Below are 13,471 nucleotides of genomic sequence, written 5' to 3' on the forward strand. Positions count from 1 at the left end.
GCCTTATTTCCGCCTGCCCTTCGGCCGGCCCTCCAAGATGTAGCGCACCGGATGCAGTGCCCACCCGATTGGCCGGCAGTAGCCTGGCTGGTTATGCTCGGAGCTGTGGTAGGCAATCGGTGCGGCATCCGTCCCAAGCAACTCGATACTGGCTGGTTGGAGGTGCCAAATCTTTGGGGTGCTATCGTTGCTGACCCGTCGAAACTTAAAACGCCAACATTGGCGGCAGCGCTAGCTCCCCTCAAGCAGTTGGACCGGGATGCCCGCGACGAGTACCGCCAAAATGCCCAACTGCACGAGGCCGAGGCCGATGTGGTGAAGGCTCGACGGGAAGCCATCAAAAAGAAACTTACCAAAGCCGCTGACAAGGGCAACGAGCTAGATTTAAAAGTTCTACAAAACGAGTTGGCCGCCCTCAGTGCCACAGCGCCACCTGCGGCGCGGCGCTATTTAGTGAACGATAGTACGGTGGAGCAGTTGATATCCATCCTCGGCGACAACCCTCGTGGGCTGCTGGTTTTCCGTGACGAACTGACCGGCTTGCTCAAAGGCTGGGAGAAACAAGGCCGTGAAACCGAGCGGCAGTTCTACCTCGAGGCTTGGAACGGCACCAGCGACTTCAGCAGCGACAGAGTAGGGCGCGGCTCCCAGTTCGTGCCTAACTGCTGCATTTCGTTGCTGGGTGGTATTCAACCTGACAAACTGGGCCATTACCTGCACCAAACGCTGCATGGCGAAAATGACGGCATGATACAACGCCTGTCGCTGGCCACATGGCCAGACCCGCGACCCTTCCGTTACGTGGACTCGGTTCCGAACGCAACGGCCCAGGCGCACGCCGTAGAGTTGTTGCGCCGCCTCGATGCACTGGAGCCGGTAAACGCCGGGGCTATACTGCTGGCTGGCGACAGCATCCCGGCTTTTCATTTCGATGAAGCCGCGCAGGAAGTATTTGTGGACTGGCTCACGGCCTGGCAACACGGCCTCGACACCAGCGACGAATCGCCCGCGCTGGTGCAGCACCTGGCCAAGTACCGCAAGCTTTACCCTACCCTATCACTGCTGTTCCACCTGCTCAACGTGGTAAGCGGCGCCTCGGTACCGGGACCAGTTACCCCCGACGCCGCTCAACTCGCTGGCAAGTGGTGCACCTATTTCGCTGCCCATGCCCGTCGGCTCTATGCATACGGGGCCCGCGGTAGTGCCGCCGCAACACTGGGTGAACACCTGCGCGCGGGCCGGCTTCCATCTCCATTTACGGTGCGCGATGTACAGCGCAAAGGATGGCAAGGCCTGGGCGAGCGCCCCGCTGTGCTGAGCACGCTGGAGGAGTTGATGGATGCCAACTGGCTGCGGGAAGTTCCTCGGCCAGCAGCGGCTGAAGGCGGGCGACCACCAGCACCTGCCTACGAAGCCAACCCCCGCATTTTTCCTCTGAAACCTTAACGCACGAGCCGACAAAACTGACATAACCCATTTTGTCGGTTTTGTCGGCTCGAAAAAACGCAGAAACGCGGTTGATTTATGCCCACTCCCCATCGTTATCAATTGCAACCTTATGCCGGGCCGAAGTCGCGCTTCAGCTGCCCGGGCTGCAAAGAGCCGCGCTGCTTCACCCGTTACGTGGATACCGAAACAGGTGAGCAGCTGCCCGACGAGTACGGCCGCTGCGACCGGGAGGCTAATTGCGGCTATGCCTTGAGCCCTTACACCCGGCCGGCCGGCGGGGGACTGAGCTACGCCACGGCCACTGAGCGTGGCGAACGCCCAGCGGCGGCGTCTGTCGCTATCCGGAAAGCACGACCAGCGCCAGCCCCCGCCGCGGTGCTGAGCATCCCGCCAGAAGTGTACCAAGCCACGTTGACTCGCTACGAGCACAACAATTTGGCCTTGCTGTTGTGTCAACACTTTGGCCTTGGCGTCACCGCCGAATTGCTGCAGCGGTTTGGCCTGGGCACCTCGACCTACTGGCCCGGTGCCTGCGTTTTCTGGCTGGTCGACGAGCAAGGGCGTGCGCGGGGAGGACAGGTGGTCCTCTACGATGCCGGCGGGCATACAGTGAAGGAGCCGCGCCGCCACACTACCTGGGCGCACACGGCCCTGGCCCACCAATTTGAGCGCCGAGGCCAGCCGCTACCATCCTGGCTCACGGAATACGACCAACACGGCCAGAAAAGCCCGTGCCTGTTTGGGCTCCCTCAACTGGCCAGTGCGCCGCCCACGCAGCCCGTGGCCTTGGTTGAAAGCGCCAAAACGGCAATTATCGCTACCCCATACTCCTCACGCTACGTGTGGCTGGCCACGATGGGGTTGAGCTACCTGACTCCTGAACGGCTGGAGCCATTGCGGGGGCGTCGCATCGTACTATTTCCCGATGCCGGGGCTTACGCTGCGTGGAACAGCCGTGCCGACGAGTTGAGGCGCCAGGGGTTCGATGTGCGAGTATCCCAAGACCTGGAAAAAATGGCCACCGAGGAAGAGCGCAGCGCTGGCCTCGATTTGGCCGACGTGCTGCTCAGAGAATGGCCCGGCTACCCACCCAATTGGGACGAGCGTGCGGAAGCATAACCCAGGCCATGCCTTACCTGCACAATATGAAAATCTGTAGCAATGGGAGGGTTATCTGAAGCACCAATTTCAGCGCTTCCAAATACGGTGTAATCTCCTTGAATGTAGCCTTAGCCTGCTCTAATTTCTGTCTCATTTGATGCCCGCTTTGGTGAAGGGCATCACAAATAGAATGCAATAGGCAACGCAAGAGTAGGACAAGAAGTGGTACACAAAAGGCCATTTCCAGCCAATAGAGAAGGTTTGCTCTTTGTAACCGCTTGATTATCACTGGGCCAAAACTGGCAACTTTTTATTTCAATACTCTGATAATCAATCCATTTGCTCCTCCATTTTTTGACAGGACAATTCGGAATACACTATGTGACAAAAGGCCCGCAAGATTTCTCAATTTTTCTTGTCGTCGGCCTGCAATGACAAGCTGTAAAACCCGGCCAATCGATTTATAAGACATTGAAAAACTGAGATTAGAAAATCACCAATCTCCTAAAACGCTTCAATCATGCGCGGCACTGCTCTCAAAAAAATAGAGGCCACAACTCCGCTGGCCCAGCTGTTCAACGCCTACCTGGGCGGCCTTCACACGCAGGAAACGTTCAGCGTCCCGCGTGTGTCCATGCACGCTTGTCGGGTGGCGTTTGCGACCGAAGCGCAGGGCAAAACATCAGACATTTCTATCGTCTGGCAGGCCCAGCGCTACTATGAGCTCACGGTCGTAAGCAACGCCTTGAACCAACTGTATTGGTGTATCGAGCAGGCCGCTGAACTGCTGACCTTCTTTTACGCTGAGCTTGACGGCGACCTCACCGCCTACGCAGCGGCCAACCGTCGACACCTGCTCAACGAGTACGGCGGCGAGGATGCCGACTGGCACCACAGCGGCATCGGCGACCCCGACGCGGGGGAAGGCTGGGAAGTAACTGAGACAACCGACCCTGCCCGCCTGGTTGATTATAGCCTGTATCGGCAGTTGGCCCGGTTCTTCGCCGACCCCACCAGCCAGGGAGAATACATCGGAACCAGCGCTCCGATTGACTACAATTTCTTCACGCTCGTGGTGGAACAGCAGACCGACTTTGCCCCACGCAAAATGTTTGCGGCCATGGGCGGCGGGGAAATGCCGCTGTACCGGCCAGACGACCACGGCCGGATGGTGCCCATCCCGGTAATCGACCAGATAGAGCAGGAAATTAATCAAGACGTGGCCAATCAGGCACTGGCTGACCACTTCGTGTCCGTGCTGAACGGGTGTCAGCATCTGGCGGAAAGGTATGCCCACATGCCGCCCGATGAGACAGTGGGCTACCGTGTTCTACACCAAGGCTTGAATGCGCTCCTAGAAGCTCTTCCACACCCGGAGTAAAGGGTTCAGATTTAGTTGGGAATCAGCAAACCAAAGCATCCCACAATTTCCTTTTCATAATAGTCTTTTTCACCAGCGCCCCGCCGCGCATAACCCTCATACCATGCCCTTACCACTCATTGCGCTTGCCCAACTCGGTATGGCGGCTGCCCCGTCTATTTACAAAGGAATTTCGGGCCTTTTCCAATCAGACGCGGAAGTTAAAAAACGGGACACCACGCCCGAGGCTTTCAAAGAAGGCTTGGCCCTCACGCGCCAAGCCGCCGCTTCCAACCGCCTGCCCGGCCAGAGCGCGGAGGAGAACCGCATTGCCCAGCAAACGGCCGGGGTGCAGGCCGCCGCCCAGCGTGCCGGCGGCTCCTCATCGGATATTCTGGCGGCGCTGGGCGCTTCGGATGCTCGCCAGCAGCAGGCACTGGCCGCACTCGGCGTTCGGGGCGAAGCCTACCACCAGCAGCAACAGGGCGTACTCCGGCAGGGGTTGGCACAGCAAGCTGCCTATCAGCAGCGTGACCAAGACAATTTTGACCGGGAGCGAGGCGCCCTCAAGGAAGCCGGACAACGGAACATTTATGGCGCAGTGGATGGCCTGAGCCAGTTGGGTGTTTATGCCCTTGGCAAATACGGAGGAGGTGACACCGAACTACCTGTACCTGGTAGCAGCAAACCGCGCCGGCCGCGCTCCATGGCTTTCGGTTTGCCAGTACCAGATGGACTGGCGGGATTGATTGGTTAGCACCATCGCAGAAACGATAATTCTGCTCATACCTAAGCTTCGCGGCGATGGGCTCAGCAGTCACTACTACAAACAATATGGCAGACTATTCAGGATTGGTCCCGCTTGGGCGCGCGAACACCGGCGCAGCCGTTGTATATGGGGACGGTTTAGGGGCGCTTAGGTGGCTCCGTGATACGGATAAACTAAAGGACCAAATTGCTCAGCGAGAGAAAGAAGCCGCGGCGCGTACGCAAGCAGCTGCTGACAAGGAATTCAACGCCAAACTTGCACTGAACAGCAAGGGCGGCGTGCATTTCCTGCCAATGTTGAAAGAGAAGGCCAAAAAGACGTACGCCGACATGCTGGCGGTAACGAAAGACCCAACCCTCACCCGCGAGGAGAAGGCTGCAAAACAGGCTGAACTGCGTGATGATTATGACCGCACGGCGGAGGCGAGCGTTACGGTCGACAACCACGTGCAAACGCTTGGACAGCAAGTGATGGCCGATAAGCGCTACGACCGTGAGAAGGCCATCGGCGCGCTGGGCCAGACGCTGTATGAGGAGCCTGGGAAGTCACGCAACCCTCTGTCCTACGACCCAAGCACCGCGACGGAAGCGCTTAATTCCCCGGCTGTCTTCAACCGTCAGGAAGTGTGGCGGCAGTTTGCCAAGGAAGCGGTGCAGCAGGACTCTGAAGCGTACGAGCGCGCCGCCCGCGTGGGCGCTCCTGGCCTGAAAACGTATTGGGAGGGCAGCCAGCTCGTTGAGCGCGACCCCGTCACGCACCAACCTATACTTGACCCGACCACCGGGGACCCGGTACTACGCATCACCGCCAGCACGGTACGGGCGGCAAAAAATGACCCGTTTGCCGGCCGGCTGCTCGACTATATCCGTGAGCAGCGCCAGCAGTTGGAGCAATCGGCAATGCAGAAAATGGAACGCAATGAGCCGCTCACGGATGAGGAGCGCCAGCACGTGGAAGCGCGCCAGGCCGGGGCCTTGCCCACCATCGAGCAGGACTTGGCCGAGCAACTGGTGCCGTACGCTTACAGCCGCACTCGGCAGCAGGAAACGTTCCGGCAGGCGCCGCGACCCCACGTCGGGCGCGCCGCTATAGGGCCCAAGTTTACCCTGGCCGGTGGCAGTGAGTATGCGCCCGAACTGTTGGGCGGCACCGGCGTCGGCGGCACCCGCGGCCTGACGACCCTGGCCGCCTCGGACCCGCTCAAGCGGATGAAGGCCGACGGCACCACGCAGGATTTTGAGGCAGAGGGCCTACACAGGCAATATATCATGCTGAAAAACGGCCAGGCCAGCAATCTGATTACCAACAACGCCGCCTCGCAACGTCTGCGCTACATCAAACCCATGGCGCTGCTGACTTCTTCGACGGGCAACGTCATCACGCCCAGCAATCCTGCGCTCCTCGAGGCCTACCAACGGGGCGACCGGCAGCCGCTGTTGGATTGGGTGCGCGGCGAACGCGAGCGGGACCCCAAACTAACAATTCAATGGCATTTTCTCGCCGCACCTGCTAAGGGCGCAAAGCTGACGGTGGGCAACGATGCCGACGCCATTTTCCAACGGCTGCGCAAGGCTGACCCCGACAAGCCCACCGACGTGTTACGCGCCACCGCGCAAAGAATGGCAGAGCAGGAGCCGGCGTCCATGTTGATTCCCTACAAAGGCGACGACCTACGTACCATCGACGGGGCCACCAACTACATGCTGCGTAATCCACAGCGGAAAGCACGCATGCAGAAGGAATTGGACTACTTCAATGAGCAAACGAAGCCTCGTTCCCCAGAAGCAAGAACGACCCCACACGCCACCGGTGGACTTTACACCCGTCGCCCAGCCCCTGCCGCACCTGCGCCGGCCAAAGCCCGGCCAGCTGCCCCCACCAAACCCACTAAACCCAACGCTGGCCTTTACTAATCGGCTCTATTCTGCACCCCATGGATTTTCAAGAACCTGACGCCACCGAGTTCGACCTCACCACCGAAGCGGGCGCGACCGCCCCACCGGAACCAGATGGCCTGTCCCAGGAGCCGCCGCTCAAACGGCTGTGGACGAGCCTGCGCGACCGAGAGAAGGATTTTAAAGTAGACTACCCAACCTTCGAGCAGGACATGGCCGACGATACCGCGTTGCGCGAACTGCACAAGAATTTGCGGAGTCGGTACAAGGACTTTACGCTGGGCGCGGACGAGTTCGTGGCCGACATGCGTGGGCCTGGTAAAAAAAAAGCCTCGTCCGAGCCTGGTTCGCCGCCTTTTGGCGGTGGTGCGGCAGCTGATGTATCGGCCGGTGATGCACCGTTTGTAGAAATTTCGTCCGTCCCCGGCCTGCAGCCGAACCTGCTGCCCGAAGCACTGGCACCCGGTGCCGCGCCGCAGCTCACCGAGCAGGCTCCCGACCTGCGCGTGCCCGTCGTGGCCGTGCCTGAGCCCCCGGTCCTGGCCGCTGGCCAAACGTTCAGCGCCCAGCCGGTAGAAGACGGGTTCGAGCGGGTACCCATCGGCCAGGCAGACCCCTACGCTTTCCAGGGCGCCGACCAGACCCTCGTGGGCCCGCGCAACCAGGACGAGCCGGGCAGCTACCTGTTGGCCGAGGATAAGGGCACCGCCCGCGAAGGGCAGCGGTACCGTGACCAGCCCCTGTCGAAGGTGGCCCCCGGAGAAACCGAGGAGCAGGACCCTTGGACGGCCGCGGCCCGCAACTTCGGCAACCAACTGCTGAACATGGTGAAGGGCGGGGCCGACTTTCTGGGTGCCGCCGACCGCCGACTGCACGACTCGGCGCTGGGCCGCGCCGCTGACTCCTTCGACGAAGCCTTGGGCGCCGCGCCATACGACGCGGCCGACCCCAACGTCTTCCAGGCCGGGGCCGATGCGATGGAGAAGCTGAAAGCGCCCGTGGCTCCGTTCCACGAGCGGAGCACCTTCCGTCTGGCCAACCCATCTACCTGGCCCATGGCCACCAGCAATGCCGCCGCGCTGGCGGCCCCCGTGGTGCTGTCGGCCCTACTTTCGGAAAGCAAGATTGCCGGTGCGGTGCAAACCATGCTGGGGGTGGGCTTTGATGGGCAAATGCTGGAGTCCAGCTTTGAGCGGGCGGCCCAGGCCGGGCTTAAGCCGGGCAGTCCAGAATATGATGCCTACGCGCTGGCCGATGGCACCGCCACCCTGCTTACCTTCAAGCTGGGTGCAGCCGGCTTGAGCACCACCGGCCAAGCGCTGGTGCGGAATGCATTGGTAAGAAATACGCTGACGGAATTGAGCGGCGCCGCCACACGCATCACCCAGGAGCAGCTGCAGGGTGCGTTTGCCCGCGCTGCGCAGAAAGCGGCCCCCGTGTTGCGAGAAGCTGCCAAAGAAAGCGGGCAGATGGGCCTCTTATTTGGGGCCAACGAGGCCAAGACCGTCGCGGGCGAGCAACTTACCAACACGGCCATGGGGCAACAGGTGTTTCCGCAACAATCGGCCAGCGCGGTAGCCGGCCGCATAACCGGGGCAGTGGGGGAAGGAATGATAATTGGCGGACTGGGCGGTACCGGCCGGGGCATTGGGGCGGCCCGAACGCTGCCAGCCAATGTGGTCACGCTGGGTGAGAGCGCCAGCGGGGGGCCACTGTTTGCCGAGCTGGGCCCGGACGGGCATCCCGCCCGCTACCTCGATGCGCAGGGCCAGGAAGTGGACTTCGGCCCCAAAGGCCCGCCGCCCGCCGTGCATCAGGCCGTGGGCGCGGCACAGGCCCAGCAGCGCGCGCCAGCGGCTCCGGCTTTAGAGCCAGCCGCTCGCTACAACGTGCAGCGCCCCACCGGTCAGCTGGAAATGCGCGACGTACAGGTGATGCGCGTCAGTGAGGATGGGCAAACGGCTTTGGTACAGGGAGTGGATGCGCAGGGCGCGCCCGTCGAACGGGAAGTCCCTACGGCTTATTTGCAGCAACAGCCCACAGCAGCACCAGAAGGTGTAGGAGCCGCGCCGGCCCCCGCTCCCGTCGAAGCATCTCCACCGCAACGCAGCGAACCATCTGCTGTCGCGCCCGAGCAGCCAGCACCCACCTACGCCACGCCCGCCGAAAACCGCGCCGCCGGCCGCTTCGAAAAGGACGGCCAGACCTATACCCGGCCAGAGCCCTTGGGCGCCAAGTTGGTGCGGGGCGCCGAAACCGTGGCCCACTTCGCGCACAACGTGACCCAGCCCGTGCAGTACGCGGTGATGGAAGCGGCCGACCTGCAGCCCAGCCACACCGGCGGCAGCCAGAACCTGCGCCATTTCTTGCCCGAGGCCCAGCCAAAAAACCGCAGCGCAGCCTTCGACCCGGCCAGCCAGAAAGCCATTGCTGATATCGCGGCCGCGCCCGATTTGGGCCGGCTGGGCGAGTCCCCCAACGCCTACGCCGGCGCGCCCATCATCAACGGCCGCGGCGAAGTGGTGCAGGGCAACGGCCGGGCCGAGGGCATCCGCCAGCACTACCAGCAGAACGGCGAGAGTTACCGGGCCGAGGTTGTGGCCGCCGCCGAGAAAGTGGGCATTCCGAATAGCCAGGTGGCGGAGATGAAAGAGCCGGTGCTGGTGCGGGTAGCCGAGGTGAGCGACCAGCGGGCCCGCGAGCTGGGCAACTACAGCGCCACTGATTTGGAAAGCGGAGGGCAGCGCCGCCTCGATGCGCGCCAGGCCGCCGGCCGGCTCGATGCCGACGGCCGCACCGTGCTCACCCGCCTGACCTTGCCGCAGGGAGATGCCACGCTCGCCGAAACCATCCGGGCCAACGGCCCCGAGCTGTTGCGCCTGTTGCGCACGCAAGGCTTGGTAAATGCAACGCAACTGCAAACCATGACCAAGGCCGATGGCACCCTGACGCCCCAGGGCGTGGAAGATATCGCGGCCTTGCACCGGCACGGACTCTTTGCCGACGGCGACCCCAACCTGCCGGAACTGTTCCAGGAGCTGCCCGCCGCTGCGCAGGGCGGCCTTGACCGGGCCGTGGGTGCGCTGCTGGGCACGCCCGAAGCAGCCAGCTTGGTGCCCGAGGTGCAGGCCGCCATCGCCGGCGTGCGCGAGTTCCGGAGCAGCGGCGTCGACTTCGCCACGTGGGCCGACCAGGCCGATATGTTCCGGGGCGGCGAAGCTCCGCGCAGCCGCTACACCCCGCTCACGCTGAAGCTGATTGACGTGCTGGCCACCGAGAAACGGCCCACGTACATTGCCAAGCTATTCAACCAATATGCCGCCATCGTGCGCGGCGAAGGCGCGTCCCTGTTTGGCGAAACACCACCTCAATCCCGAGCCGAAGCGGTAGAAAACACCTTCGGCGTACCCGATGACCAACCAAGAACAACCCCAGGAAACGCCGGAGCAGAAGAAGGCCCGGCTGGACGCGGTGATGCCCATGAGCGACCCGCGGCACCAGAACCACCACATGCACTTGGCGCGGGAGCGGCAGCCGAACCGGCCCCAGAATCTGATGCTCCAAATAATCGCGCTGAACGAGCAGCAGGAGCAACAGCAGCAGCCGACGACCCCACCCCGGAGCGAGGGGCTGTAGGCTCGGCCCTCACGGCCCTGAACGGGCAGCTACAGCAGGCGTTGGCCCAGGGCAACCCCACCGCCGTAGCCGATTATTACCGCCAGGCTCAAGAGTTGGCCCAGCGACAGGCCGCCCACGGCCCCGAATCCGGGCGGGCCAGCACTGCGTTTCGCCTGCTAGCGGAGCACGCCCCGGCCGCCATCGTGCACGCCGCCGAGCAGGACGTGGCCACGCAGCGTGCCCAGGCTGAGAAGAAGCTGGAGCGCCAGGCAGTTACCGAGCGCCGGCAGATTCAACAGGAGAAAACCGAAGCCCTGGCCCACGCGCTGGCCACCCCCGCCGTGCAGGCCGCGCGGGCGCAGGTCGCTGGCAAGACCCGGCCCACCACACCGGAGCAGTTGGCCACGGTGCGCGCCGAGCGCGCCGGGCTCCTCGACGAGTTGAAGCAGTTGGCCAAAGCTCCCAGTGGCACGGCCTATTCCTCCATCGTGCCCATCACCCCGGCCGCCGCCCGGGCCGCCGAGTTGCACGTGCGTATTTTCCGGACCTACATCACCGAAGGCGTGATTCGTGTGAGCGACCTGGTGGCCCGCCTCCGCCGCGAGGGCGGGGCCGCCGGGGCCACCGATGCCGACTTGACCCGGCGGGCCACGGCCGCGCTGGGCGACCACCGCGCCGCCGTGCGCCAGGGCATTGCCGAGCTAGGTACTACCCTCGACCGGATTGCCCGCGACTTCACCACCGACGCGGCTGCCGTGGGCACCTCGCTGGCCGACCAGTTTGTGGCCGGAGTTGGCTTGAGCCCCGCCGAGGCGCAGCGGTACGCCGATGCCATCCGCCAGGAATTCGACCGCCGCATTGCTAGGGCCCGCCAGCGCCGGCTCGACCAGCTCAACCAGCGGGCCGCCAGCAGCACGGGCAAACGCGCCACGCAGACCGACCTCGACCAGACGCGTGAACTGTTTGCCCTGGCCCCGACCGACGACACGGCCGTGCTCGACCACCTGCGCCGCATCACCGACCTACCTACTCTCACCCCCGCCGATGCGGCCCAGCTGCACACGCTGGCCGACGCCATCACGGCCGCGCCCACCGGTTTTCAGAAAGACGCGGCCATAGGCGAGCTCCTTCACGCCACCGCCCAGCTCAAGGGCATTGACTGGCTGGAGGTTGGCAACGCTATGTGGTACGCCAACGTGCTGAGCGGCTATAAAACCCACGCGGTAAACCTGTTCGCCAATTCGCTCCAGACCGGGGCCGAAGCCCTTGTGCACGTCGCCCACGCGCTGGCCACCGGTAAGGGCCGCTATGCCTCGGCTACCGGCACCGGTCTGGTGCAGGGCCTGCGGCGCGGCGCGCGGGAAGCCGTGTCGATGCTGACCACGGGCCGGGAAGTCAGCCGCGATGGTGTGAAATTCGAGGAGCCCGGGCTGCTGGAGTACCGGCGCTTCGCCGGCGGGGCCGCCAACCCCGTCAACTACCTGAAATACGTGGGCCGCGCGCTGCGCGCCGGAGATGTGCTATTCAGCACGGGCTTGAAAGAAATGCGCGCCCACGAGTTGGCCGTCAAAGAGGCATTGGCGGAGGGCCAGAGCGGCGAGCCGAGTGCTGACGTCTGGGCGCGGGTGAACGAAAAACTGTATCGCACCCAGCAGCGGGTAGCCGAGGCGCAGGCCCAGGCCACCGCCGAGGGCCTGACCGGTAACGACCACGCGCGCCGGGTATTCGAAATTGCGGAGCAGAGCCGCGATGCCAAACTGAGCGAAGAAGCTCGCGAGTACGGCACGCGCGCAGTATTCAACGGCGAGGTAGCCGGCACATTAGGCTGGGTCACGACGGGCATCCAGCACATCACCCAGGGCATTGATATCGCCGGCTTCAAGCCCGGCAAATACGTGGTGCCCTTCACCCGTGTCATCGCCAACGTGGCCAATGCAGCCCTCGACTACACGCCCGTGGGCGCCGCCCGAGCCGGCGTCAGCTTAGCTCGTGAGCAGGTGGGCCGGGGCAGCGGCGGCCATCTGTTCGGCGGCAAGGCCACCAGCGATATGCAGCGCCAGCTAACCAGCGAGGAGCGGGGCCACTTGGCCATTAAATCAGTGTTCGGGGCCGCCGCCGCGGTGGCAGCTTATTCCCTCTCCCACAATCAGGACGAGCACGGCAACCCCACCATCGAAATCAGCGGGGCTGGCACCGGCAACCCCACGAAGGATGCGCAGCTGCGCGCCAACGGCTGGCAGCCCTACAGTATCAAAGCCGGCGGCAAGTGGTACAGCTACGTCAGCACGCCCGTGGGCATCATGCTTGCGGCTATCGGCAACCTGAACGACGGCGAGAAATACCGGGGCGAGCATGTGGAGCAAAGCGACGAGGCCCTGCACGCGGTGTTCCTCAACAGCTTCCGCGCGCTCCAGTTTGCCCAGGACATGACGGCGATGAAGGGTGCAGCTGATTTTCTGGCCGCCGCCGACAGCAAAAGCCCCGACCAGGTGACGAGCTGGGCCCAGCGCCTGGCCGTGGGCACCGTGAAAGGCTATGTGCCGTGGAGTTCACTGCTCACCCAGCTGGCCAAGGACGAACAGCAGCTGACCGACCAGCCCCGCAAGCAGGCCCGCACCTTCGGCCAGAGGCTGGTGCAGGACCTACCCGTTGCGCGCGACGGCCTCAACAACGCGCTCGATGTGCTGGGCGACCCGCTGCCCGTCGACACGGACCGCCTCGTTTCCAGTCCACCCCACCGGGACGAGCCCACCCAGGCCGTGTGGGATTGGCTCGACAAAAACAACCTGTTCATTTCCGTGCCCAACCGCAACAGCGGCGGGGCCCTGGTCCTGCGCGCCCACCAAGGCAAGGAAGGACCGATGACAGACTCCGAGTATTTCAGCTTTATGCAGCGCCGCGGCCAACTGCTGAAAGAAGCCCTGCGGCACCAGTTGCCCGAGTTGCAGAAACTCGCGCCCGACCAAGCCAAGAAGAAGCTTCAGCAGGTGGTGAAGCGCGTGAGCAGGGATGCAAAACAGCAAGTATTCAGCCCCGCTCGCTCTGCAAGTAAACGCTGAGTAAGTTTGCCTTAACAAATCTTAAAAAGGGTAATTATCAGGTTTCATAGCAAACAGAAACGGCGCTTCAAACGAAGCGCCGTTTCTGTTTTGTACAAATAGTCAATTATTCTGCCTTGTCGATTTCAAGGCGCTTTCTAAGGTAAAACAACGCGAAACAACCGATAACGCCCAATAGCCACATCTCCCGACTCCCGCTTTTCGTGAAAACATAGGTGTC

The 13,471-nt window shown here is 63.0% G+C and carries 6 protein-coding genes; all 6 read left to right on the top strand.

The window, feature by feature from the left end; translation table 11 throughout:
- Positions 1-51: 51 nt before the first annotated feature.
- The 6 genes from Q4S41_RS22690 (at position 52) to Q4S41_RS22715 (ending at position 13,251) form a co-directional block, all read left to right on the top strand.
- Complete coding sequence (locus Q4S41_RS22690) at positions 52-1,446, top strand: YfjI family protein (protein WP_305033429.1); 1,395 nt, start codon at positions 52-54, stop codon at positions 1,444-1,446.
- Between the two features lie 78 nt (positions 1,447-1,524).
- Positions 1,525-2,568, top strand: coding sequence for a DUF6371 domain-containing protein (locus Q4S41_RS22695; protein WP_305033430.1), 1,044 nt, complete (start codon positions 1,525-1,527; stop codon positions 2,566-2,568).
- Between the two features lie 502 nt (positions 2,569-3,070).
- Positions 3,071-3,931, top strand: a complete 861-nt coding sequence (locus tag Q4S41_RS22700) for a hypothetical protein (RefSeq protein WP_305033431.1) — start codon at positions 3,071-3,073, stop codon at positions 3,929-3,931.
- Positions 3,932-4,034: 103 nt separating this feature from the next.
- Positions 4,035-4,667, top strand: a complete 633-nt coding sequence (locus Q4S41_RS22705) for a hypothetical protein (RefSeq protein WP_305033432.1) — start codon at positions 4,035-4,037, stop codon at positions 4,665-4,667.
- A gap of 77 nt (positions 4,668-4,744) precedes the next feature.
- Positions 4,745-6,592: a hypothetical protein gene (locus Q4S41_RS22710; RefSeq protein ID WP_305033433.1), complete on the top strand. Its 1,848-nt coding sequence runs from the start codon at positions 4,745-4,747 to the stop codon at positions 6,590-6,592.
- A gap of 20 nt (positions 6,593-6,612) precedes the next feature.
- Complete coding sequence (locus Q4S41_RS22715; RefSeq protein WP_305033434.1) at positions 6,613-13,251, top strand: hypothetical protein; 6,639 nt, start codon at positions 6,613-6,615, stop codon at positions 13,249-13,251.
- The last annotated feature ends 220 nt before the right edge of the window (positions 13,252-13,471 follow it).

This window comes from Hymenobacter convexus (assembly GCF_030580955.1).
Classification (GTDB): Bacteria; Bacteroidota; Bacteroidia; order Cytophagales; family Hymenobacteraceae; genus Hymenobacter.